Consider the following 25,141-nt stretch of genomic DNA (forward strand, 5'->3'; position numbering starts at 1 on the left):
CTTCGGGGCCAGCCTACGGCTGTTTGTCGCTTCGCTCGGTACTGTGCTCCGTGCGCCTTGCGACCCACAGGGATGTGGGAAGTGCGTTGGTTCGTAGGGAACGAACCTAGCCGCTTCATCCCGCTCGTCGATTTGTTCAGCGCTTCCCTAAAATACCCAAGCCCATACGACGACGCCCGCCATCGACCGATGGCGGGCGTCGTCGTGTCTGGGTGGTGCTCGTTTACTGCACTTCGGCGCGCTCGATGATCACGGCCTCGCGCGGCACGTCCTGGAACGGGCCGCGGCTGCCGGTGGGCACGCGCTTGATCGAATCGACCACGTCCATGCCTTCCACCACGCGGCCGAACACCGCATAGCCCCAGGCCTGGCCGGAGTGGGTGCCCTGGTGGTTGAGGAAGGCGTTGTCGCTGACGTTGATGAAGAACTGCGCGGTGGCGGAGTGCGGGTCGCCGGTGCGGGCCATGGCCAGGGTGCCGCGCTCGTTGCGCAGGCCGTTGTCGGCCTCGTTGACGATCGGGTCGCGGGTCGCCTTCTGGCGGAAGTCCTGGTCGAAGCCGCCGCCCTGGATCATGAAGCCATCGATCACGCGATGGAACAGGGTGCCGTCATAGTGACCATCCTGCACGTAGGTGAGGAAGTTCTCGACGCTCTCGGGGGCCTGGTCCTTGAACAGCTCGATGCCGATGGGGCCGTGGTTGGTGTGCAGCACGACGTCGGCCGCCTGGGCGTGGGCGGCGGCCAGCGGCAGGCTGGCGGCGGCGAGCAGGGTGATCAGAGTTCGCTTCAGCACGGTAGCTCCTGTTGTTCGTGATGAGTGTTTGAGATGAGTGTTTGCGGTGAGTGTGAGGCGGGGAAAAACGCTGTGCCTAGCTTACGTCCAGACGTGTCCGCTGTCAGGCTTTCGTCGCCCGAAGTAGGGCGCGACATCCGGCCGCGCCCGTTTGTTTGACATGGATCACAACCCCACCGTGAAAAGAAGTATTGTGTATGGATATTTAACGCCATTGGTCGGACCATTCCTTTCATGCCGGCCGGGGCGCATCCGCTTGCAGCTTCTCATCGTCCGCCTCGGCCACCCTAGTCGTCAGTGACCGGTCGCCGCGCTTCTCTTCGGCACCGGGGAAAGCGGGAGGTACCGGCCCATGGTGGCGGAACTCGGAAATTTTGCCCTTATCCTGGCGCTGTGCCTGGCGCTGGCTCAGAGCGTGCTGCCGCTGGTGGGCGCCCAGCTCGGTAACGCCCGGCTGATGCGCACCGGGCGCTTCCTGGCCACCGGCCAGTTCGTCTTCCTCTCGCTTTCGCTGGCGGTGCTCACCTGGGCCTTCGTGGTCGACGACTTCACGGTGCGCTATGTGGCCAGTCACTCCAGCCTCACCCAGCCGCTGATCTACAAGGTCACCGCGGTATGGGGCGGTCACGAGGGCTCGCTGCTGCTGTGGGTCTTCACCCTGGGCGCCTGGGGTGCCGCCGTGGCCTACTTCAGCCAGTCGCTGCCCCGGGAGATGCTGGCGCGGGTATTGGCGGTGCTGGGCATGGTCTGTGTCGGCTTCATCGCCTTCACGATCTTCACTTCCAATCCTTTCGAGCGCATCGTACCGGGTCCCATGAATGGACGCGGCATGAACCCGCTGCTGCAGGATCCGGGCATGATCCTGCATCCGCCGCTGCTCTACATGGGCTACGTGGGCATGGCGGTGGTCTTCGCCTTCGCCATGGCGGCCCTGCTCGGCGGTCGCCTCGATGCCGCCTGGGCGCGCTGGTCGCGACCCTGGACCACGGTGGCCTGGGTGTTCCTGACGCTGGGCATCGCGGTGGGCTCCTGGTGGGCCTACTACGAGCTGGGCTGGGGCGGCTGGTGGTTCTGGGATCCGGTGGAGAACGCCTCCTTCCTGCCCTGGCTCACCGCCACGGCGCTGATCCACTCCCTGGCGGTGACCGAGAAGCGCGGTGGCTTCAAGGTCTGGACCCTGATGCTGGCGATCATCACCTTCGCCCTGACGATACTCGGCGCCTTCATCGTGCGCTCGGGAGTCATCACCTCGGTGCACGCCTTCGCCACCGACCCGGAGCGCGGTGTGTTCATTCTGGGCATGCTCACCCTCACCCTGCTCGGCTCGCTGACCGTCTATGCCTGGCGGGCGCCCAGGGTGGGCCTTGGCGGCGCCTTCGCCTGGTACTCCCGCGAATCCCTGCTGCTGGCCAACAACGTGCTGCTGACGGTGGCCTGCACCGCGGTCTTCATCGGCACCCTCTATCCGCTGGCGCTGGATGCCTTCGGCCTGGGCAAGATTTCGGTGGGCTCGCCCTACTTCGATGCGGTATTCGCGCCGGTGATGCTGCCGCTGCTGCTGCTGGTGGGGCTCGGCCCCTCGGTGATGTGGAAGCAGGCCAGTCCCGGCGAGACCTTCCGCCAGCTGCGCTGGGTGCTGGCGGTCAGCGTGGTGGCCGGCGGGCTGTGGCCGCTGACCGTGGGCGCCTGGCGCCCGATGACGGCGCTGTCGCTGATGCTGGCCACCTGGATCGTGCTCACTGCGCTGCTGGACATGCACAAGCGCATGGGCTCGGCGCGCCAGCCTCTGGCCGCGCGGCTGCGCAAGGTCATGCGGCCGAGCTTCCTGGGCATGCACCTGGCCCATGTCGGCCTAGCGCTGATCGTGGTGGCCATCGCCATGGTCAACACCTACGAGGTCGAGCGTGACGTGCGCCTGCAGCCGGGGCAGAGCGCGTCGGCGGCGGGCTTCGACTTCACCCTGCTGCGCATGGAAACCGTGCGCGGCCCCAACTGGGATGCGGACCAGGCCGTGGTCGAGGTGCAGCGTAACGGCCGGCTGGTGGCCACGCTGCTGCCCCAGCGCCGCTATTACGACACTCACGCCGAGATGCCCATGAATCAGGCCTCGCTGCATCGGGCGCCGACCCGTGACGTCTACGTCTCGCTGGGCGAGCGGCTGGTGGGCGATGCCTGGAGCTTCCGGCTCTACTACAAGCCCTACATGTTCTGGATGTGGTCCGGCGCCATTCTGCTCTCGCTCGGCGGCCTGCTGGCGGCCTGCGACAAGCGCTATCGCCTGACCAGAAACCGCGTGGTCAGGCCGCAGCGGCGGCCGGAAGCGGCCACTGCACGACCGCAGGAGGTGGCCGGCTGATGAAACAACGCTTGCTACTGCCCCTGCTCGCCACGCTGGCTCTGCTCGGCCTGCTGTTCGTCGGCCTGGGCATGAACTCCCGCGACCTGCCCTCGCCGCTGGTAGGCAAACCGGCGCCGGCCTTCGCTCTCGAAGCGCTGGAAGACGCCGAGCGCCTGATCACCGAGCAGGACTTCATCGGCGAGGTGGCGCTGGTCAACGTCTGGGCCACCTGGTGCAGCACCTGCCGCTCCGAGAAGCCGCTGCTGATGGAGCTGGCTGCCGGAGGCATTCCCATTCACGCCTTCAACTACCGCGACGAGCGGGATGCGGCGCTGCGCTATCTCGGCGTCAGCGGCAATCCCTACCGCACCATTGCCTATGACCCCCGCGGCGATGCCGGCATCGACTGGGGCGTCTACGCCACGCCGGAAACCTACGTGCTCGATGCCGAAGGGGTGATTCGCTACAAGCGCATCGGTCCGCTCTCCCGGCAGCTGCTGCTCGATGAGGTGCTGCCGCTGGTCGAGAAGCTGAGAGCGGAGCAACTGAGAGCGGAGAAGCTGCGCGAGGCGAGGGGGGTGGCGCAATCATGAAGCGATCCCTGTTCCTGAGCCTGCTGGGCCTGCCGCTGTGGCTGGCGGCGGGGCTAGCCATGGCGCTGGCCATCGGCCAGCCGGTCGAATTCGACAACGAGGCCCAGAAGCGCCAGTACGACACCCTGGTGCGCGAGCTGCGCTGCACGGTGTGCCAGAGCGAGACCATTCACGAATCCAACGCCGAGCTGGCCGCCGACATGCGCCGGCGGGTCTACGACATGACCCTGGCCGGCCACGACGCCGATGCCATCATCGAGTTCATGGTGCAGCGCTATGGCGATTACGTGCGCTACCGGCCGCCGCTGCAGGCCAACACCTGGCTGCTGTGGGCGAGCCCCTTCCTGCTCATGTTCGGTGGCGCTCTGGTGTGGTGGCGCATCGTCGTCGGGCGGCGAGGCATGGCCGAGCGCCCCGATTTCACCGAGCAGGAGCGCGCCGTGCTCGAACGGCTGCGCCACGACGCCTGACCCCGGAGGACGTGATGAACGGACTGTTTCTACTCTTTGCCCTGCTGCTCTGCGTCCTGGCGCTGGCGTTCGTGCTCTACCCGCTGCTGCGCGAGCCACGACGAGAGACGCTGCCGTCGCGCCGGGCGATCAATGCCAGCGTGCATCGCGACCGGGTTCGCGAGCTGGATCAGGACCTGGCCGCGGGCACCCTGACCCAGGCCCAGTACGCCACGGCCGTGGCCGATCTGGAGCGTGAGCTGCTCGACAGCGGTGCCATCGAGCCCGACGAAACACCCGCGGACGCAGGACGCGGTGGGGCGCGTGCGGTGGGCGCTGCCGCCATCGTCAGCATTGCCGTGCTGCCGTTCATGGCGATCGGCATCTACCTGGCGGTGGGGCATGCCGAAGAGGTGTTCGCCACTCAGCGGCCTGCCGGAGAGATGGCGGTTGCCGAGCCGACCGCAGCCACCGAGGCCGAGCTGCGAAGACAGTTCCAGCTGATGGCGCAGCAGCTCCAGGGCCGCCTGGCCCAGGCGCCGGAAGATGTCGAGAGCTGGGTGCTGCTGGGCCGCACTCTGGTATTCCTCGACGACCTGGACGCCGCCGAACGCGCCTTCCGCGAGGCCATGGCCCACGGCGGCGACCGCGACCCCGACCTGCTCACGCGCTATGCCGACGTCATGGCCGAGCGTCAGGGCAGCCTGGCTGGCGAGCCTCTGCAGCTGATCGAGCAGGCCCTGGAGATCGACCCCCATCATGCCCAGGGGCTGTGGCTGGCCGGGTCGTGGGCCTACCTGGAAGGCGAAATGGCGAGCGCCCGCGGCTACTGGGAGCGGCTGCTCGGCCGGCTGCCGCCGGACTCGCCGGAAGCCGAGGTGATACGCGGCAACCTGGCCCAGGTGGCGCAGGCCACCACGGAAGGCTGAACCGGAGTTGCCATGATGAAGGAGAAACCGATGAAATCGCCGCTGAGTCGTGAGGCCCTGCAGGCCGTCAGGCAGGTACCGCTGTTCTCGGGGCTCGAGGACGAGACCCTGGCGCTGCTCACCGACGGCGCCCTGGAGCGCAGCTATCGCCGCGGCACCCTGCTGTTCAGCGCCGGCGAGCCGGCGGACCGCTTCTACGTGGTGCTGAGCGGCTGGGTGAAGCTGTTCCGCGAGAGCCCCGACGGCAACGAGTGCATGGTGGGGCTGTTCACCCGCGGCGAGTCCTTTGCCGAGGCGGCGATGTTCGACCGCCTGGGGTTCCCGGTCAACGCCGCCGTCGCCGAGGACGCCCGGCTGCTGGTGTTCACCGCCGATCACTTCCTGACCACGCTGGAGCGCAACCACGGCCTGACGCTCAACCTGCTGGCCAACCTGACGGGCATGCTGCGCTATCTGGTGCGGCAGCTCGACCAGTTGACCAACCAGCCGACCTACCAGCGCCTGGCGGCCTTCATCGTCTCCCTGTGTCCCTGCGAGACCAACCGGGCCACCGTCTGCCTGCCCTGCGACAAGCTGCTCATCGCCGGCCGGCTGGGCATGAAGCCGGAGAGCTTCTCGCGGGCCATGGCCCGGCTCAAGGAGGTCGGGGTGAGCTGCGAGCGCAACTGCGTGCACGTCGAGGACATCGCCGCCCTGCGGCGCTTCGCCAACACCGACGAAGAGGAACCGCTCTCACCGTTGCCCTGTGCCGCCCTGGATGCCCCCCGGGCGGCTGCGATGCGCCCCTGTCGCTGACGCACCCACCCTTCTACACGGCCCGCACAGCGGGCCGTTGCATGTCTGGCGGAGGTTATTTCGTCTCTCTTCTGACATAAGTCAACTCCAGAATGCATCAATTGACAGTGGTCAAGTGAGCCAAAAGTCAAAGCTGCTACTAATGGCGGCAGGTGGGGGGTGGCTGAAGCGCATGGTCGCCGAGCGTAGAGAAGAAAAGGTCATGCCGGACACCCGCCAGCCACTACCCGAAGGGGAAAACCAAGCGAGGCACGATATGCACAAGAGAGCATTGACCAAGGGGATCTTTGCCCTGAGCTTTCCATTGGCCGCGATGATGGGTACCGCCCAGGCCGCGGCCCCGGAAATGACGGCCGAGGAAATGGAGCGCGCCAGCGCCATCTACTTCCAGCGCTGCGCCGGCTGTCACGGCACCCTGCGTAAGGGCGCCACCGGCCCCAACCTGCTGCCGCAAAATACTCAGGAGATGGGGCAGCGCCGCCTGGAGAGCATCATCGCGCTGGGTACTGAAGGCGGCATGAACAACTTCGACGGCATCCTGGACGAAGAGGAGATCACCCTGATCTCCAAGTACATCCAGCAGACCCCGGAAGAGCCGCCGGAGATGTCGCTGGCCGACATCCGCGAGACCTGGCGCATCCTGGTGCCTCAGGAAGAGTGGCCGGACTCGCCCCAGCACGACCGCAACTGGGAAAACTTCATGGTCACCATCCTGCGTGACCGTGGCGCCATGGGCATCATCGACGGCGACACCAAGGAGCTGATCACCGAGGCCGAGACCGGCTATGCCGTGCACGTGGCCAAGTCGAGCTCCGACGGCCGCTTCTGGTACGTCCAGGGCCGTGACGGCCGTCTGACCAAGATCGACCTGTGGATGGATCCGCCTCAGGCGACCGCCGAGGTGTTCATCGGCATCGACGCCCGCGACGTGGCGGTGTCCCATTACGGCGAGTGGGCGGACAAGTACGTCATCGGCGGCGGCTACTGGCCCCCGCACTTCGTGATCGCCGACGCCGACACCATGGAGCCGCTCAAGGTCGTCTCCACCCGCGGCTACGACACCGAGGGCAACTACGTCCACGAAGCCCGCGTGGCGGCGCTCTACGATACGCCTCATGCGCCCTCCTTCCTGGTCAACGTCAAGGAGACCGGGCAGGTCTGGCAGGTCGACTACAGCGATATCGACAACCTGCGCATCGACCACATCGCGTCTGCCGAGTATCTGCACGACGGCTTCTTCGACTCCACCGGTCGCTACTTCATGATCGCGGCGAACTTCAGCCACAAGATGGCCTTCGTCGATACCGTGGAGCGCAAGCTCGTCGGCCTGCTCAACACCGGCCAGATCCCGCACCCGGGTCCGGGTGCCAACTGGATCGACCCGGAGTGTGGTCCGGTGGCCGGTACCACCCACCTGGGTGAGGGCCTGGTGACCTTCTGGGGCACCGATCCCGAGGGCCATCCGGAGCATGCCTGGGAGATCTGCGGCACCGTCGAGACCGACGGCCCGGGTCTCTTCCTGCGTAGCCACCCGAACTCTCCGCACGTCTGGATCGATCAGGCCATGCACCCGGAGGCCGACGTCAACCAGTGGGTCATGGTCATGAACAAGGAGACCCGCGAGCTGACCCCGATCCACGTTGCCGACCGTCCCGCCGAGCATGATGCGGTGGCCGTGCACATGGAGTACGACCAGTCCGGCACCGAGGTGTGGGTCTCCATCTGGGCCCGCGGCCGTGGCCACCAGGACGATGGCGCCATCGTGGTCTTCGACGACGCGACCCTCGAGGTCAAGGAAGTCATCGAGAACCTGAACACGCCGACCGGCAAGTTCAACGTCTACAACCGTCTGAAGAAGTACGAGCGCGGCTAAGTCCGCCGGCCGGAGCGCCCCGCGGCGCTCCGGCTTCTTCTTCAGTCGCTTCGCGCGAAGCGCCTGCAGAAGAAGCCGACAGCCCAGGCACCACCGGGAGGCAGGCATAAGCAACAAGCACGACTCGTGGCACGACATTTTGGGGAGAGCGAGATCATGGGGGAGCGTCTACGAAACTGGCGCAGGATCACCATCATGGGGGCATCGTTGGGTGCCGCCGTGGTGTTCTTTGTTGCCGGCATCCTGTTCTGGGGCGGTTTCAACACCGTGATGGAAGCCACCAACAGCATGAAGTTCTGCAGCACGGCGTGCCACGAGATGAGCTGGGTGCATGAGGAGTACCTGGACCGGCCCCACTACCAGAACGCCACCGGGGTCGGGGCCACCTGCTCGGATTGTCACGTGCCGGACTCCTGGGGACCGAAGATGGTGCGCAAGATCGAGGCCAGCCGCGAGGTGTGGCACTGGATGCTGGGCACCATCAATACCAAGGAGAAGTTCGAAGGCAAGCGGCTGCAGCTGGCCGAGAATGTGTGGCGCTCCATGCTGCGCACCGACTCGCGTGAGTGCCGCAACTGCCACGACTGGTCGGCCATGGACCTCGAACAGCAGGCGCCGCGCGCCGCCCGCGAGCATGCGCGCGCCTTCGAGCAGGGCCAGACCTGCATCGAATGCCACCAGGGTATCGCCCATGAGCTTCCCGAAGACTGGGACGAGTCCCCGGTGTGGGCCTATCGCTTCGAGCATGACGAGCCCGTCACCGATCTGCCGGAGCGCGGCGAGCCGGCCATGCCGCTGGAAGCCGAGGATCTGGGCGAGGCCGTGGCGGCCGAGGGCGACATCGCCTCGACGCTGGACTGGTCCGACGTACCGGCGCTGGACGTGACCCTGTTCCTGCCCGGCCAGGCGTCCATCGAGTGGATTCAGGACGGAAGTGCCCACGGCGGCGGTCGTGCCTTCAGCTTCGGCGACCGCTGCGTGTGGTGCCATGCCGGCGAAGAGGCGCAGATCGGTGCGCTGGCCACCAGCGCCGAGAAGATCGAGACCTATGATCTCGGCGACAAGCGCGGCCACATCCCGATGACCGTGCAGGCCTCCTTCGATGACGACTACCTGTTCATGCGCTTCCAGTGGGAAGCCGGCGAGCACGCGCCGCTGCCCTTCGTCGACGGCGGCCGCATGGACCCGGACAACCCCATGAAGCTCACCGTCAGCTTCGCCGACGAGCGGGTGGACATGGCCGACCGTGGCGGCTGCTGGGCCAGCTGTCACCACGACTCCACCTACATGCCCGATGCCCCGGAAGCGGAAGCGCTGGCCCAGAGCGAGCTGGCCGAACGCCTCGACATGATGAACGGCGTGACCAAGTACCTGAGCGAGAGCCGCAGCGAGATCGAGATTCGCGGTCGCCGCGGAGCGCCTCGCGGGGGCTGGGACAAGCTCAAGGACGAGGCCGAGATCGCCGAACTGCTGGGTGGTGGCGTCTATCTCGATATCGCGCGCTACAAGAGCGGTGCCGAGCTCACCGAGAGTGGCTACATCCTCGAGCAGCGGCATCTCTCCGAGAGCGAGGCGGTGGTCATGACGGCGACGGAGGAGAATGGCGTATGGACCGCCTACCTGACCCGGGCGCTGCGCACCGGGGTAGAGGGCGACAAGCCGCTCGCCACCGACCGCAAGTACAGCTTCAACGTGGCGCTGCACGACGACTATGCCGCCTCCCGCTTCCACCACGTCTCCTGGCAGTACGGCCTGGCCTTCGACGCCGAGATACCCGGCGACTTCGAAGAGGACATGGTGGAGATCAACGCCACGCGTATCGCACGGTGATGCGAAGGAGGAAGGCGCAATGAAAATGCACGAGCGGCTTCTGACCACCCTGGGCCTGCTGGCCGCCCTGCTGATCGGCGGGGCGGCCCAGGCCGACGAGAACGAGCAGGCCACGAGCGCAGCCGAAGTAGCTATCGTCGAGGTCGAAATGGTCAGCAACCGCTTCCAGCCCGAAGCGCTGGAAGTGACCGTCGGCACCACGGTGCGCTGGGTCAACGCCGAGCGCCGCTCCAACCACGACATCTATTTCCCCGACGAAGAGATCGCCTCCGGGCGCCTCTTCCCCGAGGAGAGCTGGGAGCGGACCTTCGATGAAGAGGGCACCTACGAGTACTACTGCCAGCCGCATCACAACCGCGGCATGGTCGGCGTGATTCGCGTCGTGGCTGCCGAGCTAGACAACTGATGATGGGCGTTTCGGCCCAAGAGGAGTTCGCATGGCAATGATCACTCGACCCGCAGCGCTGTTCGGCGGGCTGCTCACGGCGCTGACGCTGACCGTCGCCGGTGCCGCGGCGGAAGAGATCACGGGCTATCGTAGCGCCGAGTTCGGCATGACCTCGCAAGAGGTGCTGGCGCGGCTCGAGAGCGACGAGGTCGCCAACATCGAGCGGCACCAGACCGAGGATGACGACCTGCTCATCGACGTCGAGCGGCAGGCGGAGGGCGAGCCGGTGACCGATCTGCGCTACGTCTTCCCGGCCGGCAGCGACCGGCTGGCCCTGGTGGTGGCCTTTCACCCCAACGTGGCGGATCACGCGGTGGTCAAGGAGCAGCTGATCTCGCAGCACGGCCAGCCCTGGGGAGAGGAGATGACCGAGTGGTGGTTCGAGCAGCTCAAGGGTGACATGCCGGAAGAGCCCAACGGCCTGACGATCTGGGGCGGGGGCGAGAGCGCACACAATGAGCGGGGGCGGTTGGTCCGGCTGTGGCGCTTCGACGACTATCTGTCGGTGGAGTATCTGGATACCCGGCTGCTGCGGTGAGATGAGCCGGCAAAGGTAAGCCGCTGCCCGCGGGCGGCGGCTGTCGTGTCAGGCAGTTTTCAGGCAGAGCCTAGATGAGGCCCAGGAAGGGCACTAAAGTCAGCGCCAATATCGCCGCCACGGCGCACACCACCAGCAGCATCTGCAGGGGGTGATGGCGCAAGCGCTGCCACAGCGTGGGCGCCTGGCCGCGCTCGACCCGCTCGGCATGTTCCTGCTGCACCCGCTCCTGCCGCTCGGCCTGGTAGCGGGCGAGCACTTTCCGCGCCGCTTCCAGCTGGGTGTCGTCGCGCAGCCAGATGGCATCGACCCCCAGGCGCCAGAAGCCGGCGTGGGTCTCGTAGGTGTCGAAGCCGTGTTCGTCGAGCAGCCGGCGTACCTCCCAGGCTTCCTCCTCGGAGACGTTGGCCAGCCGGAACAGCAGCGTCGCCATCAGCCGGCCGCCTCGCACAGCCGCTCGGCGCGGGCGATGGCGTCGCCGGCGCCGGCCAGATCGAAGCTCATGAACCAGTAGTTCTCGTCGCCGCGGTCGAAGCGCAGCCGCAGGGTTTCGCCCTCGCGCATCTCGTCGATCAGCAGGTCCAGCTCGTCGAGATAGAAGTTGACGTAGAAGCCGCGGTCGCCGCGCTGGGTGATGAACTCCGCGGCACCGCTGTGGATGGTGGCGTAGTCGACCCGCAGGTCGCCGGGCACCAGGTTGGCCACGCGGCTCTCCGACTGGAGCTCCTCGAGTTCGACGCGCACTTCCAGCCACGGCAGGTCGCACACGCCGGGAGTGTAGTTCACGCTGAGGATGGAGTCGCTGTAGCTGTGCTGCTCCAGGGCGCGGAAGTGGCGCTCCTCGCCCAGCGACAGGACCACCGAGTGCCAGTGGCCGTGGGCTTCGACGTCGCTCACGTTGTAGTTGGTGGCCAGCGCCACGTTGGCAAAGGGAAAGGCCGCCAGCAGGGCCGTAGGCACCAGGCCGGCGAGCAGCCGCCGGGCGGCGCGTGGCCGAAGGGATCGGGTCATGTTCGTGTTCCTGATCGACAGGCCTGGGATGGTAGCACTCGCAGCGCGCCGCGCCGACCCCGTCAGGTCTCGGTTGCGGCAAGGAGTGGCCTCACGGTGCGCTTGCGTCGGCGTTGGTGTCCTCGGCGCGCGGTTCCAGCTGTGGCTGGGGTTCAAACTGTGAATAGTAGGCCGCCAGGTCGGCAATGTCCTGATCGCTGAGGCCGCGGGTCATGCTGGCCATGAGGTGGCCGCGCTCGCCGGCCCGCAGCGCCTGCATACCGGCGATGAAACGCGCTTCGCCCATGCCGGCGATGCTCGGGTAGCGGGAGGTCACGCTGCGCCCCTGATGACCGTGGCAACTGGTGCACAGCTTGGCCATGTCGGCGCCGCGCTGCGCGTCGCCGACCAGCGGTGGGGAGGTGGCATCGCCGGACCAGGCGGCCTGGCTCAGCGATATCAGCAGGGTGGCGATGGCAAGCGAGGTGAGCTTCATGACCATGGGCTGGCCCCCCTGCAGTGGGTGCGTATCAGTGGCCGTGCATGGCGCCACCATGACCGGCGTGGTCGTTCACTTCGTTGCCATGGCCTGCGTGACCGGGCATGCCGCCGTTGTGCTGCATGCTGGCATCCGCCCGCGCGAGCTCGGTCAGCAGCTCCAGGTCGATATCGCCGAAGGCCAACACCTTGCCGCCGTGGGTCTCGCTGAAGGCCTCGGCATGATGGCGCTCCCTGAAGGATGCCAGTGTATGGCCCATGGCGCCGCGCTGGTCGTGGCCCGCCACGTACCAGGCTTCGCTGGCCAGAATGAAGGCATCGTCGGCCGGCCGGCTCCAGGGGGTCACGGCCACGTCGTGGACCCAGGCATGGCTCAGCCGATTCTCGTTCTCGGGCTGCAGCAGGAAAGCGAACATGTCGGTGGTGGAGCAGAACTTGCGTACCGCATCGTCGCGATTCAGGTAGGCCTGGCCCTTGGGCCCGGGCAGCTCACCGATCAGCATGCCGCAGACGTGGCAGCTGTCGCCATCGGTGATCGGCTGGGCTGCGGCAAGGGGCTTGTCTTCGCTGCCGCTGCAGCCGGCCAGCAACACGGCGAGGGTCAGGGCGGCGAGGGTGGTGTGTGTCATGGTCGTTCTCCGAAGGCTATGTCTGAAAACTGCCTGCGCTTGGCCATACGGCGTTAAAAATCAGCTCAAAGTACTCATTTACACCTCGTAAACTCCGTCTTTTCGCTGATTTTTGCCTTGTCTGACCTTCGCTCGACGACTTTTCAGACACAGCCTAGTCATGGGTCAGGCGGAATGGTGGCGAAAGCGCAGGATGGCCAGTCCCAGCGGAGCCACGATCCAGCCGACCAGGATCAGCAGCAGCCAGCCAGCATGGAAGGCGGTGTTCTGGGCAATGGCGGTCACCCCGGTATAGGCCTGGGCGGATTCGAAGCCGACCATGTTGATCAGACGGAAGCCGTCGGTGGGGTTGAGCAGCAGCAGCCACGGCAGCCAGTCGCCGCCGCTCTGCACGCTCACCAGCAGCGCCAGCAGGCCGAGATCGAACACCAGCACGAACAGGAACCACACGCCCAGCGCCAGCCCGGCGGCGCGCGCCTTCTCGGTGACCCACACGCTGATCAGGTAGGCGAAGGCGATGAACACCCAGCCCAGCAGCACGCTGCTGAGGATCAACAGGCCGAGGCTGGCGATAAGATCGCCGAGCGCCACGCCGTCGGCGGCGAAGGCGATCACCACCCCGGCAATGCCGAAGCCCAGCGCCGTGGCGGCGCCCAGGATCAGCCCGTGACCGAGGAACTTGCCCAGCAGCAGCGAGGTGCGGCTGAGCGGATAAGTCAGCAGCAGCAGCAGGGTGCCGGATTCCTGCTCGCCGACCACCGCGTCGTAGGCCAGCAGCAGGGCGATCAGCGGGATCAGGAACACCGCCAGGGTCGACAGGCTGACCACGGTGGTGGCCAGCGACGTGAAGCCCATGCCGCCGCTGGCGGCGGCGCCGAACCAGGCGATGCCGACGGCGAGTGCGGCCAGGATCAGCGCGATGGCCAGCACCCAGCGATTGCGCAGGCCGTCCTGGAACTCCTTGCGGGCGACGATAAAGGTGGTGTTCATGGCGTGCCTCGCTGATCGGAGGTGGACGAAGCCGCGGCGACGGGCGCCGAGAAGTGAGCGTACAAGTGCTCCAGCGTCGGCGGCAGCACGTCGATGTCCTCGACCCCCGGCGTGCCGGTCAGCCGGCGCAAGGCGCTCATCTTGGCCGAGGGGTGCACGCCGAGTTCCAGCGCCGAGCCGTTGAGATAGCGCGGGGCGATGCGCGTATCGTCCCAGCCGGCGGACCAGTCGATCCCCGGCCAGCGGCCCTTGGCGCGAATGGTCAGCGGCAGCGAGGCTTCACGACGCAGCTCCTCGAGGCTGCCCAGCGCCAGGCGCCGGCCGGCGCCGAGGATCAGCGCGCGGTCGATGTAGGGCTCCACCCCCGGCAGCACGTGGGAGGAAAGCAGCACGGTGCAGCCGCGCTCGCGCAGCTCGCGCACGGTTTCGTAGAAGTCGCGGGTGGCGGCGGGGTCGAGCCCGGTGGTGGGCTCGTCGAGCAGCAACAGGCGTGGCTCGCCGAGCAGCGCCTGGGCCAGCCCGAGACGCTGACGCATGCCCTTGGAGTAGGTCTTGACCCGACGCTTGGCCGCGTGGTCAAGGCCGACCTTTTCGAGCAGCACGTCGACCTGGCGACGATCGATCCGCTTGAGCCGGGCGAAGTAATCGAGCACTTCACGACCGCTGAGCTGCTCGTAGAAGCTGACGTTCTCCGGCAGATAGCCCAGATGGCGGCGCAGGATTTCGGCATGCGCGCCGTCGGGGGCGCCGCCGAGCACCTCGAGCGTGCCGGCGCTGGGCGAGATCAGGCCCAGGATCAGCTTCATGGTGGTGGTCTTGCCGGCGCCGTTGTGGCCCAGCAGGGCCAGCACCTCGCCCTCCTGGACGGTGAGATCGAGGCTGTCGAGGCGGGTGAGCTCGCCATGGCGCTTGGTCAGCCCGTGGCATTCGATGACCGGATTCATGAGTGGGCCTCTCCAGAGTCGGGGGCTTGCATCAGCGGCGCGCTGTCACGCACGCCCTGGGCGCGGAAGATCGGGAACTGGCGCTGCACCCAGCGCAGGGCCACCACCGCGGGACTGTGCAGCAGCAGGCGCGCCTCGGGGTGGCGCCACAGCAGGCGGTCCACGGCGTCGTTGGGCTCGTAGGGGGTATCGCCGACGCCGTCGCCGTCGAGGTCCCAGCCCAGGTAGTCGCTCCAGTAGTTGCCGCGGCCGTCGCGGGACCACTCCTGGCTGCGCGTGGCCACGTACATCACCTGCTGACGGTTGTTGATGAAGGCGTTGTCGTAGAGCCGGTTGTTCTCCGAGCCGGCGGTGAGATGAATGCCCAGCTCGCTGTCGGCCAGGCGATTGCCGCGAATCTCGTTGCTCTGGGAGTTGTAGATGAACAGCGCCTTGCCTTCGGCGCCCAGGGTCACGCCGTGCTCGCTGCCGCCGGGGCCGTGCCAGGCGGTGATGCCGCGGATGTCGTTGTCGGCGATGGTGCTGTAGTTGACGTAGTTCATCAGGATGCCGTAGTTCATGTCGCGCTCGGAGCGGTTGTTCACCACCTGCAGGTCGCGGGACATCATCAGCGCATAGCCGGCGCGGGTGCCGCTGGTATGGTTGCCCACGATCTTGCCGCCGTGGGTGAACATGTAATGGATGCCGAAGCGCGAGTCGCGCAGGCGGTTATTGCGAAAGGTCAGGTCGCGACTGGTATCGACGTAGATGGCGTCGCGGCTGTCGCGCACGTCGTTGTCGGCGATGGTACCGCCGGTGATGTTGTAGAGCCGGATGGCGTCGCCACGATCCTGCGAGCGCACGGCGGTATTGCCGGCGATACGATTGCCGATCACGCTGGGCGCTTCCAGGTGCCACAGCCAGAGGCCGAAGGCCACGTTCTCCAGCACGTTGTCCTCGACGTGGATGCGGTGGGCCTCGCGCTCGGCATGAATGCCGGCGTTCATATCGGTCAGGTTGAAGCCAGAGTTGCGCAGGGTCAGGCCCTCGATGTGCACGTCCGGGGAGGTCACGCGAATCACGTCGCCGTTGCCCTCGCCGTCGAGAATGGCGCCGGGCTCGCCGCGCAGGGTCAGCGGCTTGTCGATCAGGATGCTGCCGCTGTACAGCCCTTCGGCGAGGATCAGCTCGCTGCCGGGGGCGGCGGCATCGATATGAAGCTGGAGAGGACCGTCGCCGGGCGCGATGCGCAGCTCGCCGAAGGCGAAGGTCGCCGTCAGCAGTAGGCCGCAGCCACCCAGTAGAGAAAGAAGAAAGTGTCGCACCACGGTCACCTCGAGTAGGACAGTGGCCGGCCCCGCAGGGCCGGCCGGGTTACCACGTCACGCGGGTTCTACGAGCATGCGACCTGACATCTCCATGTGCAGGGCGTGGCAGAACCAGCTGCAGTAGTACCAGTGGACCCCGGGCTTGTCGGCCACGAAGGTCACCGACGAGGTCTGCTGCGGGTGGATCTCGAAGTTTATGCCGTGGTTGACCAGGGCGAAGCCGTGGCTGACGTCTTCGATGGTGTCCATGTTGGTGACCACGATAGTGACTTCGTCGCCCTGCTTCACGCGGAACTCGGTGGTGCCGAAGCTCGGCGCCACGGAGGTCATGTAGACGCGCACCTTGTTGCCGTCGCGGATGACCTTGTTGTCCGTCTCCAGCGTGACGCCATCGGCCCGGGCCATGGCCACGGTCTCGGCGAAGTAGGGATCGTCGCGGGTGTAGACCTGCGACGGATTGAGCTGGTCGGCACGGATCATCAGCGCATCGTGGGGCTCGGCGTAGGTCGGGCCGTCGTGCACCAGCTTCATCTGCTCGCCGGTGATGTCGATCAGCTGATCGTTCTCGGCATGCATCGGGCCTACCGGCAGGAAACGGTCCTTGGAGAACTTGCACAGCGCGGTGAGATACTTGCCGTCGACGTCGCGGCTACAGGCCAGCGAGGCCTTGAGGTGGCCAATGTTGTAGTGCACGTCGATGCGGTCGCGAATGTAGTTCACCTCCTCGCCGTTGTAGGCGCGAATGGCGTCCTCGATGTTCCACTTCACCACCTGGCTGTCGAGGAACAGCGAGGTGTAGGCGTTGCCGCGGTCGTCGTAGGTGGTGTGCAGCGGCCCCAGGCCCACTTCCGGCTCGGCCACCACGACGTTGCGCGGGTCGGACAGGCCGCCGTCGAACCACTCGGCCACGCGGGACCACTCGATCACGGTACAGGTCGGCGACAGCTTGCCGCTGACCACGCAGTACTTGCCTTCCGGCGGCGCGGTGTTGACGCCGTGGGGGCTGCGCGGGGTCGGCACATAGAGGGCGAAGGCGTTACGGCCCTCGTGGGCCTGCTCGCGGGCGTCGACCACCGGTACCGGGGAGTCGCCGATGGTGGTGTAGTTGCCGGCGGCAACGGCCGCTTCGATGGCGGGGACGTCGAAGATCACCGTCCAGTCGCGCTCCGGGCCCATCATTTCCGGCAGGGTCATGCCGCGCGCCGAGTTGTAGCAGGAAGCGGCGACGAAGCGGCCGGTGTAGTCGGTATCGCAGTTGTCCAGGTTACCGTCGACGATCGCCTGCCACTTGAACTCCATGGTCTCGGCATCGATACACGTCATCATGGTCCAGTATTCGGACGGATCGTCCAGGTATTCGCCGTTGTTGTTCAGCGGCACGATCATCTCGCCTGCCGCGAAGACCCGCTCGGTACTCGGCACGCGCTGCAGGGTGAGGCCGTGGATCGACTGCACGTTGGGAATGGTGAGAATCTTGTCGGCACGCATGATGTCCAGACGGATACGCGCTACCCGAGTGTTCAGCTTGTCGTTGATGAAGCACCAGCGGCCGTCGTAGCGGGCGTCGGTGTAGCTCACCTTGGGGTGGTGGGTGTCGCCGTTGAGCGGGGCGTTGGGCCCCAGCACGCGCTTGGACTCGTTGGTGATGCCCCAGCCGGTGGCGCTGTCGACGTTGAATACCGGGATGCGCAGCAGTTCGCGCATGGAGGGCACGCCGAGGATGCGCACCTCACCGGAGTGACCGCCGCTCCAGAAGCCGTAGTATTCGTCCAGCTCACCCGGCTCCACGTGGTGTTCGTTGTTGGTCGCCGCCTCGGCGGGACGACTGCGTACCAGGGCACCGGCGCCGAAACCGCCCGCCAGGCTGGCCCCGGCCACACCGGTCACTGCGCTGTTGCGCAGGAAGTGCCGGCGGCTGAGGTCCTTGATGTGGTCGTTCTTGTCGCTCATGGTTCACTCCTCCTGAAGAGTGGGAATGCGCTGCAGTTTGGCCTGGCTGCCCTGCGCAGCATCGGCCGGGAAGGATTCAACGGCACCGCCCTTGGAGGAGGCGCGAGCGGCCTTCTCGAAGCGTTTGCGGCGCTTGACCATCGGCGGACAGCGCCGGTCGTCGTGGTAGGTCACCTGGCAGTCCAGGCAGTAGTGACACTCGTTGGCATTGATGCGGCCGTCGGGATGGATGGCGGCCACTTCGCACTCGTTGGCGCAGATCTGACAGGGGGTGCCGCAGCTGCCGCGATGGCGCTTGAGCCAGTCGAACAGGCGCAGGCGGGCGGGAATCGCGAGCCCCGCGCCCAGCGGGCAGATGTAGCGGCAGTAGGCCTTGTGGGTGAAGGCCGAGACGGCGAGCAGGCCAAGGGCATAGGCCAGGAAGGCCCACTCGCGCTGGAAGCGCATGGTCACGGCGGTCTTGAACGGCTCCACCTCGGCGTAGCGCTCGGCCTGACCCAGCGAGTGCAGCGAGACGGCGAACAGCGCCAGCAGGATGATGTACTTCAGCGCCCACAGCCGCTCGTGCACGGCGAAGGGCAGCTCGAACTGAGGCACCTTGAGCCGGCGCGCAGCCTTGTTGATCAGCTCCTGCATGGCGCCGAAAGGGCACAGCCAGCCGCAGAACACGCCGCGGCCCCACATCAGCAGCGTGACGGCGACGAACGACCAGAGGATGAACATCATCGGGTCGATCAGGAACGACTCCCAGCTGAAGCCGCCCATCAGCGAGTGCACGAAGGTGAGGATGTTGACCACCGAGAGCTGGGCCAGGGAGTACCAGCCGATGAACGTCACGGTGTAGATCAGGAAGCCGACGCGCAGCGGGGCCAGCACGCGCGGATAGCGCACCAGCACGTCCTGGAACAGCATGATCGCCGTCAGCACGGCGAGGCCTGCGCCGAGTACCACGATCTGGAAGGTACGGTCACGCCACACCTGGACCCACAGCGCTTCCTCCACCGGGGGCTCGAAGCGCTCGATGAAACGCTCGGGAATGCTGTAGTGGGCGTTGAAGCGCACGAACTCGGTTTCCAGCGGGCCGGCGGCCCGGCGCACCAGCAGGCCCAGCTCCCAGGGCTCGCCGGGGTCGAACTCGGCCTCGTTGCGCACGATGAAGATGTCGCGCTCGGTCAGCCTGGGCGCGCCGTCGATGGCCAGGCGCACGATGCGACGGTGGTCGCGGTCCTGGAAGGCGATGTTGGTGTTGCCCTGGGCCGCCTCGACGCGATCGAAGATGCCGCCGCGCACATAGCCCGAGCCCTTGAAGGAATAGTCGCCACTGGCCATCACGCCGATGGCGTGCTCGCCCTCTTCCAGGCGCTCCATCAGCTGCTCGTAGACCACGTCACCGAGCAGGTTGCGGCCGGCGGTGGGGGCGTTGAGATAGGTCACGTAGAGGTCGATGAAGGTGCTGTCGGGGGCCGCACCGCTGGCGTACTCCTCGGCCGCGGTGCCGACGAAGGCCGCGTCGATCTCGCCGTGGGTCAGGTGCAGGCGGCGAATGGTGCCGTCGCCCACCAGGGTTTCCCAGTCGGCCGGCTCGAACACGTCGTAGCGCACCTCGGCTGGTGGCGTGGCCAGCGGATCGTCGATCAGCCCCTGCTCGGCGGCCACCCGCCGGGCGGAACGCATCACCGTCTCGGTGAGCACGATCACGGTGACCGTGGCGCCGGAGATGGCGTCCAGGTTTTCACCGACGCGCAGCCGCTCGCTGACGTAATGGGGAACGTGGGCGTCGGCATAGTCGACCAGGCGCTGCTCGGGGATGCCCACCAGCATGATCGGCTCTTCGTGGCCGAGAATGGTGGCCTGGGTGATGCGGGCCTCCAGGTCGATGCCCACCAGCATGTTGATCGGTTTGCCGGAGTAGGCCGGAATCGGCGCAATATCATCGGTCTCGAAGGCGTAGCCGAGCAGGGTCTCGCCGGCGTAGACCGCCTTGGCGGCATGCTCGCCCTCCACTTCCGCCAGTCGCGTGGCGCTGGGGAAACCCGCCTTCACCTGGGACAGCTCGAAGGCCTGCGCGGACGTGCCGAGCAGCATCGACAAGCCGAAGGCACAGGCGAGGGCCAGGGAGAGGAACGGGCGGTGCCGGATGGACATGGGCCTTCCTTATCAAGTGCGTGTTCGAGGCCAGGGAAGGGAGTTGCCAAGAACATGCATTTGAAATGTTGCTTATGTGTTGTTGCCCATCATGCCAGTTGACCGCTTGGTCTTAATTGACTTGGGTCATGCCCGGTGTGGCCCAGGTCAAGCCGGAGGGAGTAATCCCAAAGGGTTACGTGTCTTGGAGGCGCGCGATGCGCTGAAGGAGGAGGGCGCAGCGGGGCGCTAGCGCCCCGCTGGATGGTGGGCAGGCCACCGCTGGTCGCGAGTCGCGAAGAGAGTTAGAGCACCGGCTCGAGCATGAAGTCGACGGCGGCCTTCACTTCCTCGTCGCTCAGGTTGGCGTGACCACCCTTTGGCGGCATGGCGCCGATACCATCGATGGAGTGGGCATACAGGGTGTCCATGCCTTGCTCGAGGCGCTCGGCCCAGGCGGCTTCGTCGCCCTTGATAGGAGCGCCGGCGGCGCCGGTCATGTGGCACGCCATGCACGCCTGGTTGTAGATCGCCTCGCCATCGGGCTCGGCCTGGGCTGCGGTGGCGAAGGCCAGGGCGGCAGAGCCGGCAAGCAGGGCGGCGGTAAGTTTCTTCATGGGTTTCTCCTTATGCTTGATTCACGGTGAAGCCAGTCGTTTTTACTTCCACTCGGTGGCTGGCCTCGATTTGCAGCCAAAGCGGATTTTGGCATATCTATGCAGTGCCTGTCGGGATCTGCATCAAGCGAGCGAGTTGGGGCTGCCGCCTGCCGAGCATGTCGGCAAGGGTGTAACGGTCCAGAACTTCCATGAAAGCGCCCATCGCCTCATTGAGAATAGGCTTGAGCCGGCAGGCCGGCGTGATGATGCACTCGTTGTGATCGCGGAAGCACTCCACCAGGCCGAGCTCGTGTTCGGTGTCGCGTACCACCCCGCCCAAAGTAATCTCCTCCGGGGGGCGATTGAGCAGCAGGCCGCCGTTCTTGCCGCGAATGGTGGTGATGTAGCCGCGATGACTGAGATCCTGAACCACCTTCATCAGATGGTTGCGCGAAACGCCGAAACTCTCTGCGATCTCGTGGATGGTGGCTCGCTCTTCCCCTTTGACGGCGAGGTAGAGCAGAACGCGCAGCGCATAGTCGGTGTAACGGGTCAGATGCATGAAGTTCGGCCTGTCTTGATGGGCGTCAATTGAGGTGCGCTAACATCTTCTCATCATAACATTGCTTCATTGTTGGCTCGCGTTGGGCAGGGCTGTGGCATCGGGTCGCGTCACTATGAAGGTGGCCACACAGCCGAAAATCGCCGCTGTCGTTCCCAGCACGAAACCGGGTGCACCGCCGAGCCATAGTACCAGCCAACTCAGAGCAAGCAGAGCGATGGCGACGGGCTTCGTTCTTCTGGGAATGGCCCGTTGTTCGTGCCAGGCCCGCAGCGGCGGGCCCAGTCGAGGATGATGCCATAGCCAGCGTGCCAGGCGCGGCGAGCCCTTGGGCGCCGCCCAGGCGGCCACCAGCAGGAAGGGGGTGGTCGGCAACAGCGGCACCACCAGCCCGGCGGTCCCCAGGCCGATGGCACCGTAGGCCAGCATTCGCCAGCCGAGGCGTAGCGCGGACTCTCTCATCTCACCCTCGCGAATTTTCCGCGGCGCAGTTTCGCGCGCTCACTCTAAGTAGTATTTTATATACATGTTTAAAAACTTTGCCAAGTCTACGTTCGCCCCAGGCCCCCAAGCGGGGGAGTCGCGTCTTCCGGCTTGGCGCTGGCTGTTCCCTTTGGCGGCCTTGCATGCCGCCCTGATGGTGCCGCTCTCGCTGCTGGCGCTCTATCACGGCTGGGCGGTGGTGCAACTGGCAACACCGGCGGCGCATGCGCGCGAGATGCTGTTCGGCTTCGCCCTGGCGGTGATCGCCGGCTACCTGCTGGGGCCGGTGCCACGCCGCCAGCTGGCCGTACTGGTGGCACTCTGGCTGCTGGGACGAGTGGGCGTGCTGACCTGGCCAGGCGCGGTGGTGGCCTCGCTGGCCGATGGCGCCTTCGCGCTGTGGGTGGCCGGGCGCCTGGTGCCGCGCTTCATTGCCGCCAAGAAGTGGCGCAACCGGCTGCTCTCGCCGTTGCTGGGCATGATCTGCCTGCTGGCGGTAGTGACCCTGACCTGGCGTTATCTCGACGACATGCCGACCACGGCGCCGCTGATGCATCAGAGCGTGCTGTGGCTGGTGCTGCTGATGACCTTCATGGGCGGTCGCGTCATCGTTCCGGCCGTCAACGGCTACTTTACGCGAGAGTTTCGCCAGGCCGGGGTGGGCGTGCAGCCGCGCCTGGAAGCCGCGCTGATCGTACTGCTGGGGCTGGCGCCCTTTGTCATGCTGCTCGATCTGCTGCGCCCGCTGGCGGCCTTGCTGGTGTTGGCGGCGGGCCTGTTGGTGCTGACCCGCATCTGGCACTGGCGGCCGCTTGACTGCCGCGAGCGGCCGGACCTGCAGGTACTGATGCTGGGCTATGCCTGGTTGGCCATCGGTTTGGTGCTGCTGGCGCGCAGCTGGTGGGCGCCGCAGCATGCCAGCACCGCCTTGCATGCCTTCACCGTGGGAGCGCTGGGCAGCCTGGCCAGCGCCATCATGCTGCGCCACGTGATTCTGCGTGCCAAAGGTCGCCCGGAGTGGGAGCGAGCGCTGCTGCCGCTGGCCGGGTTGTTCGCTACGGCGGCGGTCCTTCGCCTGTGGGCGATCGAAGCCGGCACTGCCTGGCTGCTGCTGCTGTGGGCCTCGGCGCTGGCCTGGAGCCTGGGCTGGCTGCTGGTGGCCTGGCGGCTGCGGGTGTGGATTCGCCGGTTGCCGTCGCCTGAGATAAGCAAACTTGACTCGGGACAAGAGAGGGGCGAGCTGCCGAGACGCTGGCGATAGCCGATGTCATACTCACTGGCATTGGGCATGGCGAGCCCCATGCCGAGGTTTCAAGAGGTCGAAGTCGATCATGCAAGACGAGCTGCTGTTCAATCGCCCCCTGGTGGAGAAGTACGACCGCCCAGGGCCCCGCTATACCTCCTACCCGACGGCGCCCCAGTTCCATGCGGCCTTCGCCGAGGACGACTACCGCGCCGCCGCCGAGCGCAGCAACCGCGTCGCCTCGCCCAAGCCGCTGTCGGTCTACGTGCACATCCCGTTCTGCAAGAGCCTGTGCTACTACTGCGCCTGCAACAAGATCATCACCCACAACACCGAGCGGGCGGCGGAGTATCTGAGCTGGCTGAAGCAGGAGATCGGCGTGCAGGGCGCGCTGTTCGACGAGACCCGGCGCATGACCCAGCTGCATCTGGGCGGCGGCACGCCCACCTACCTGAGCAACGCCCAGCTCGGCGAGCTGATGGCGGCCCTCGACGAGGCGTTCCATTTCGCCCCGGTGGAGGAGCGCGAGTTCTCGCTGGAGGTGGATCCGCGCACGGTCACGCCGGCGCAGATCCATGAGCTGCACGACCTGGGCTTCAACCGCCTGAGCTTCGGCGTGCAGGATTTCGACACCAACGTGCAGAAGGCGGTCAACCGCCTGCAGAGCGAGGAGCAGGTGGTCGAGCTGGTGGCCGCCGCTCGCGAGGCCGGCTTCCAGTCGGTCAGCGTGGACCTGATCTACGGCCTGCCGCTGCAGACGGTGGCGAGTTTCGACGCCACCCTCGACAAGATCATTGCCCTGCGCCCCGACCGCATCGCCAGCTACAGCTACGCCCACCTGCCCGAGCTGTTCAAGGCCCAGCGGCTGATCCGCCCCGAGGACATGCCGCCGCCGGAGCGCAAGCTGGAGCTTCTCGAGCTCACCATTCGCCGCCTCACCGCCGCCGGCTACGTCTACATCGGCATGGATCACTTCGCCCTGCCCGACGACGAGCTGACCCTGGCCAGGGAGAACGGCACCCTGCAGCGCAACTTCCAGGGCTACTCCACCCACGCCGACTGCGACATGATCGGCCTGGGCATCACCTCCATCGGCAAGGTCGGCGACAGCTACAGCCAGAACGTCAAGGAGACCGCCCAGTACCAGGCGCGCCTGGAGGAGGGGCGCCTGCCGGTGATGCGCGGCTATCGGCTCAACGACGACGACCGCCTGCGCCGCGACGTGATCAACGCCCTGATGTGCCACGGGCGCATTGACTTCGCCAATATCGAGGCGCGCCACGACATCGTCTTTCGCGACTACTTCGCCGAGGCTCTCGCCCAGCTCGAGGAGATGCAGGCTGACGGTCTGCTGACCATAGGCGCCGACGCCATCGAAGTGCTGCCCGCCGGCCGCCTGATGATGCGCAACATGGCCATGGCCTTCGACGCCTACCTGAAGCCCAATGAAGGGCGCTTCTCGCGCACCGTCTAAGACACCCACCGAAACGCAAACGGCGCCCCGCGGGGCGCCGTTTGCGTTTCGGCGGGTGTACTTCCTCAGCCGGCCCGCTCGAACAGCAGATTGTTCTCCAGATGAATGTGCTCCATCAGGTCCTCGCGGAACTCACGCAGGCCAGTGTAGAGGGCGCGCCAAGTGGTGCAGGCGCCCTTGGGTGGGGTGATGTCGTCGGTGAGCAGCATCACCTGCTCCAGGTTCTCGCCGTGGTCGTCGTGCTCGTGGCGCATCACCGCGATCGGCCCCTGGGCCTGGGCGCCCAGGCCGCTGCGCAGCATGGGAAACAGGATCTGCTCCTCCTTCTGCATGTGGCTTTCCATCTCCTGGTGAATGTCCATCAGCAGGTCGGCCAGCCCGTTGGGGCAGCTCTCGCGGTCGCCGTGAACCTGTTCCACCCGCCGTGCCATGCGGATCAGCTCGGGCAGCTGCTGACGGTGCACGTCGTGGTAGCGGGTCAGGATGTGCTCGATCAGCTCGTCGTTGCTGGCCTCACGCCAGTCGCGCTGCTCGCTGCTGGCGGCCGGCAGCGCCTCGAGTTCGGCAACCAGCTTGTCGACATGCAGGCCGGCGCGCTCGGCGGCCTGGCGCAGGCTGATACGCCCGCCGCAGCAGAAGTCGATGTTGTAGGTATGAAAGATGCGGGTCGCGCCGGGCAGCGACAGGGCGATACGGCCAACGGTCTGATCGGACAGGTTCATGTGACGTTCCTCTGCAATTGGGGATGCCATCTGTACAGAG

At 66.4% G+C, this 25,141-nt stretch carries 25 protein-coding genes; 11 read left to right on the forward strand and 14 right to left on the reverse strand.

The window, feature by feature from the left end; genetic code table 11:
- Nucleotides 1-223: 223 nt before the first annotated feature.
- Nucleotides 224-745 carry a peptidylprolyl isomerase gene (locus tag C4S71_RS12035; RefSeq protein WP_086510618.1) on the reverse strand — a complete coding sequence of 174 codons (522 nt, stop codon included), beginning with the start codon at nucleotides 743-745 and terminating at the stop codon, nucleotides 224-226.
- Between the two features lie 400 nt (nucleotides 746-1,145).
- Here C4S71_RS12035 and C4S71_RS12040 point away from each other — a divergent pair, with 400 nt between their 5' ends.
- From C4S71_RS12040 to C4S71_RS12080, 9 genes are all read left to right on the forward strand, one after another.
- Nucleotides 1,146-3,149, forward strand: a complete 2,004-nt coding sequence (locus tag C4S71_RS12040) for a heme lyase CcmF/NrfE family subunit (RefSeq protein WP_103969274.1) — start codon at nucleotides 1,146-1,148, stop codon at nucleotides 3,147-3,149.
- Nucleotides 3,149-3,724, forward strand: coding sequence for a DsbE family thiol:disulfide interchange protein (locus C4S71_RS12045; RefSeq protein WP_103969275.1), 576 nt, complete (start codon nucleotides 3,149-3,151; stop codon nucleotides 3,722-3,724). Before C4S71_RS12040 ends, C4S71_RS12045 begins: the two co-directional genes overlap by 1 nt.
- The gene (locus C4S71_RS12050; protein WP_086510602.1) at nucleotides 3,721-4,194 is read left to right on the forward strand and encodes a cytochrome c-type biogenesis protein; all 474 of its coding nucleotides are present in this window, start codon (nucleotides 3,721-3,723) and stop codon (nucleotides 4,192-4,194) included. Before C4S71_RS12045 ends, C4S71_RS12050 begins: the two co-directional genes overlap by 4 nt.
- 14 nt (nucleotides 4,195-4,208) lie before the next feature.
- Entirely contained in the window at nucleotides 4,209-5,102 is an 894-nt protein-coding gene (gene ccmI / locus C4S71_RS12055; protein WP_103969276.1) for a c-type cytochrome biogenesis protein CcmI, read from the forward strand.
- A 30-nt stretch (nucleotides 5,103-5,132) separates the two neighbouring features.
- Complete coding sequence (locus C4S71_RS12060) at nucleotides 5,133-5,897, forward strand: Crp/Fnr family transcriptional regulator (protein ID WP_160113381.1); 765 nt, start codon at nucleotides 5,133-5,135, stop codon at nucleotides 5,895-5,897.
- 256 nt (nucleotides 5,898-6,153) lie between these two features.
- Nucleotides 6,154-7,770 carry a nitrite reductase gene (locus C4S71_RS12065; RefSeq protein ID WP_103969277.1) on the forward strand — a complete coding sequence of 539 codons (1,617 nt, stop codon included), beginning with the start codon at nucleotides 6,154-6,156 and terminating at the stop codon, nucleotides 7,768-7,770.
- A 195-nt stretch (nucleotides 7,771-7,965) separates the two neighbouring features.
- Entirely contained in the window at nucleotides 7,966-9,600 is a 1,635-nt protein-coding gene (locus tag C4S71_RS12070) for a NapC/NirT family cytochrome c (protein ID WP_103969278.1), read from the forward strand.
- Between the two features lie 19 nt (nucleotides 9,601-9,619).
- The gene (locus C4S71_RS12075) at nucleotides 9,620-10,006 is read left to right on the forward strand and encodes a cupredoxin domain-containing protein (protein WP_103969279.1); all 387 of its coding nucleotides are present in this window, start codon (nucleotides 9,620-9,622) and stop codon (nucleotides 10,004-10,006) included.
- 31 nt (nucleotides 10,007-10,037) lie between these two features.
- Nucleotides 10,038-10,586 (forward strand): hypothetical protein, encoded by a 549-nt coding sequence (locus tag C4S71_RS12080; RefSeq protein ID WP_103969280.1) that lies wholly within the window; start codon nucleotides 10,038-10,040, stop codon nucleotides 10,584-10,586.
- 70 nt (nucleotides 10,587-10,656) lie between these two features.
- Here the strand turns inward: C4S71_RS12080 and C4S71_RS12085 are convergent, their stop codons facing one another.
- From C4S71_RS12085 to C4S71_RS12140, 12 genes are all read right to left on the reverse strand, one after another.
- Entirely contained in the window at nucleotides 10,657-11,019 is a 363-nt protein-coding gene (locus C4S71_RS12085) for a DUF6164 family protein (protein WP_103969281.1), read from the reverse strand.
- Nucleotides 11,019-11,597 (reverse strand): hypothetical protein, encoded by a 579-nt coding sequence (locus C4S71_RS12090; RefSeq protein ID WP_103969282.1) that lies wholly within the window; start codon nucleotides 11,595-11,597, stop codon nucleotides 11,019-11,021. Before C4S71_RS12090 ends, C4S71_RS12085 begins: the two co-directional genes overlap by 1 nt.
- A 91-nt stretch (nucleotides 11,598-11,688) precedes the next feature.
- Entirely contained in the window at nucleotides 11,689-12,078 is a 390-nt protein-coding gene (locus tag C4S71_RS12095; RefSeq protein ID WP_160113382.1) for a c-type cytochrome, read from the reverse strand.
- Nucleotides 12,079-12,106: 28 nt separating this feature from the next.
- A complete protein-coding gene (locus tag C4S71_RS12100) occupies nucleotides 12,107-12,703 on the reverse strand; it encodes a nitrous oxide reductase accessory protein NosL (protein WP_103969284.1) in 597 nt (198 codons plus the stop codon).
- 165 nt (nucleotides 12,704-12,868) lie between these two features.
- A complete protein-coding gene (locus C4S71_RS12105; protein WP_103969285.1) occupies nucleotides 12,869-13,693 on the reverse strand; it encodes an ABC transporter permease in 825 nt (274 codons plus the stop codon).
- Entirely contained in the window at nucleotides 13,690-14,637 is a 948-nt protein-coding gene (locus C4S71_RS12110; protein ID WP_103969286.1) for an ABC transporter ATP-binding protein, read from the reverse strand. Before C4S71_RS12110 ends, C4S71_RS12105 begins: the two co-directional genes overlap by 4 nt.
- Nucleotides 14,634-15,941, reverse strand: coding sequence for a nitrous oxide reductase family maturation protein NosD (locus tag C4S71_RS12115; protein ID WP_235014351.1), 1,308 nt, complete (start codon nucleotides 15,939-15,941; stop codon nucleotides 14,634-14,636). The genes C4S71_RS12110 and C4S71_RS12115 overlap by 4 nt, the downstream gene beginning before the upstream one ends.
- Nucleotides 15,942-15,998: 57 nt before the next feature.
- A complete protein-coding gene (nosZ, locus tag C4S71_RS12120; protein WP_103969287.1) occupies nucleotides 15,999-17,894 on the reverse strand; it encodes a TAT-dependent nitrous-oxide reductase in 1,896 nt (631 codons plus the stop codon).
- Nucleotides 17,895-17,897: 3 nt separating this feature from the next.
- Entirely contained in the window at nucleotides 17,898-20,039 is a 2,142-nt protein-coding gene (gene nosR, locus C4S71_RS12125; RefSeq protein WP_103969288.1) for a transcriptional regulator NosR, read from the reverse strand.
- 284 nt (nucleotides 20,040-20,323) lie between these two features.
- A complete protein-coding gene (locus tag C4S71_RS12130) occupies nucleotides 20,324-20,635 on the reverse strand; it encodes a c-type cytochrome (protein ID WP_086510589.1) in 312 nt (103 codons plus the stop codon).
- Nucleotides 20,636-20,732: 97 nt separating this feature from the next.
- Complete coding sequence (locus C4S71_RS12135; protein WP_086510588.1) at nucleotides 20,733-21,179, reverse strand: Rrf2 family transcriptional regulator; 447 nt, start codon at nucleotides 21,177-21,179, stop codon at nucleotides 20,733-20,735.
- Nucleotides 21,180-21,245: 66 nt separating this feature from the next.
- The gene (locus C4S71_RS12140) at nucleotides 21,246-21,641 is read right to left on the reverse strand and encodes a YbaN family protein (protein WP_086510587.1); all 396 of its coding nucleotides are present in this window, start codon (nucleotides 21,639-21,641) and stop codon (nucleotides 21,246-21,248) included.
- A 64-nt stretch (nucleotides 21,642-21,705) separates the two neighbouring features.
- Here C4S71_RS12140 and C4S71_RS12145 point away from each other — a divergent pair, with 64 nt between their 5' ends.
- On the forward strand, nucleotides 21,706-22,923 hold the full coding sequence (locus C4S71_RS12145) for an NnrS family protein (RefSeq protein WP_255408529.1): 1,218 nt from the start codon (nucleotides 21,706-21,708) through the stop codon (nucleotides 22,921-22,923).
- Between the two features lie 70 nt (nucleotides 22,924-22,993).
- On the forward strand, nucleotides 22,994-24,379 hold the full coding sequence (hemN, locus tag C4S71_RS12150) for an oxygen-independent coproporphyrinogen III oxidase (RefSeq protein ID WP_103969290.1): 1,386 nt from the start codon (nucleotides 22,994-22,996) through the stop codon (nucleotides 24,377-24,379).
- A 65-nt stretch (nucleotides 24,380-24,444) separates the two neighbouring features.
- Here hemN and ytfE read toward each other — a convergent pair whose 3' ends face one another.
- The gene (gene ytfE, locus C4S71_RS12155; RefSeq protein ID WP_010626212.1) at nucleotides 24,445-25,101 is read right to left on the reverse strand and encodes an iron-sulfur cluster repair protein YtfE; all 657 of its coding nucleotides are present in this window, start codon (nucleotides 25,099-25,101) and stop codon (nucleotides 24,445-24,447) included.
- Nucleotides 25,102-25,141: the final 40 nt, after the last annotated feature.

The organism is Billgrantia desiderata, assembly GCF_900108215.1.
In the GTDB taxonomy this organism is placed as follows: Bacteria; Pseudomonadota; Gammaproteobacteria; order Pseudomonadales; family Halomonadaceae; genus Halomonas; species Halomonas desiderata.

Bases quoted from the DNA above. Each gene is read 5' to 3' on its own strand.
- C4S71_RS12040 (WP_103969274.1), top strand. From the start codon at position 1,146: ATGGTGGCGGAACTCGGAAATTTTGCCCTTATCCTGGCGCTGTGCCTG.
- C4S71_RS12045 (WP_103969275.1), top strand. From the start codon at position 3,149: ATGAAACAACGCTTGCTACTGCCCCTGCTCGCCACGCTGGCTCTGCTC.
- C4S71_RS12050 (WP_086510602.1), top strand. From the start codon at position 3,721: ATGAAGCGATCCCTGTTCCTGAGCCTGCTGGGCCTGCCGCTGTGGCTG.
- ccmI (WP_103969276.1), top strand. From the start codon at position 4,209: ATGAACGGACTGTTTCTACTCTTTGCCCTGCTGCTCTGCGTCCTGGCG.
- C4S71_RS12060 (WP_160113381.1), top strand. From the start codon at position 5,133: ATGAAATCGCCGCTGAGTCGTGAGGCCCTGCAGGCCGTCAGGCAGGTA.
- C4S71_RS12065 (WP_103969277.1), top strand. From the start codon at position 6,154: ATGCACAAGAGAGCATTGACCAAGGGGATCTTTGCCCTGAGCTTTCCA.
- C4S71_RS12070 (WP_103969278.1), top strand. From the start codon at position 7,966: ATGGGGGCATCGTTGGGTGCCGCCGTGGTGTTCTTTGTTGCCGGCATC.
- C4S71_RS12075 (WP_103969279.1), top strand. From the start codon at position 9,620: ATGAAAATGCACGAGCGGCTTCTGACCACCCTGGGCCTGCTGGCCGCC.
- C4S71_RS12080 (WP_103969280.1), top strand. From the start codon at position 10,038: ATGGCAATGATCACTCGACCCGCAGCGCTGTTCGGCGGGCTGCTCACG.
- C4S71_RS12085 (WP_103969281.1), bottom strand. From the start codon at position 11,019: ATGGCGACGCTGCTGTTCCGGCTGGCCAACGTCTCCGAGGAGGAAGCC.
- C4S71_RS12090 (WP_103969282.1), bottom strand. From the start codon at position 11,597: ATGACCCGATCCCTTCGGCCACGCGCCGCCCGGCGGCTGCTCGCCGGC.
- C4S71_RS12095 (WP_160113382.1), bottom strand. From the start codon at position 12,078: ATGGTCATGAAGCTCACCTCGCTTGCCATCGCCACCCTGCTGATATCG.
- C4S71_RS12100 (WP_103969284.1), bottom strand. From the start codon at position 12,703: ATGACACACACCACCCTCGCCGCCCTGACCCTCGCCGTGTTGCTGGCC.
- C4S71_RS12105 (WP_103969285.1), bottom strand. From the start codon at position 13,693: ATGAACACCACCTTTATCGTCGCCCGCAAGGAGTTCCAGGACGGCCTG.
- C4S71_RS12110 (WP_103969286.1), bottom strand. From the start codon at position 14,637: ATGAATCCGGTCATCGAATGCCACGGGCTGACCAAGCGCCATGGCGAG.
- nosZ (WP_103969287.1), bottom strand. From the start codon at position 17,894: ATGAGCGACAAGAACGACCACATCAAGGACCTCAGCCGCCGGCACTTC.
- nosR (WP_103969288.1), bottom strand. From the start codon at position 20,039: ATGTCCATCCGGCACCGCCCGTTCCTCTCCCTGGCCCTCGCCTGTGCC.
- C4S71_RS12130 (WP_086510589.1), bottom strand. From the start codon at position 20,635: ATGAAGAAACTTACCGCCGCCCTGCTTGCCGGCTCTGCCGCCCTGGCC.
- C4S71_RS12135 (WP_086510588.1), bottom strand. From the start codon at position 21,179: ATGCATCTGACCCGTTACACCGACTATGCGCTGCGCGTTCTGCTCTAC.
- C4S71_RS12140 (WP_086510587.1), bottom strand. From the start codon at position 21,641: ATGAGAGAGTCCGCGCTACGCCTCGGCTGGCGAATGCTGGCCTACGGT.
- C4S71_RS12145 (WP_255408529.1), top strand. From the start codon at position 21,706: ATGTTTAAAAACTTTGCCAAGTCTACGTTCGCCCCAGGCCCCCAAGCG.
- hemN (WP_103969290.1), top strand. From the start codon at position 22,994: ATGCAAGACGAGCTGCTGTTCAATCGCCCCCTGGTGGAGAAGTACGAC.
- ytfE (WP_010626212.1), bottom strand. From the start codon at position 25,101: ATGAACCTGTCCGATCAGACCGTTGGCCGTATCGCCCTGTCGCTGCCC.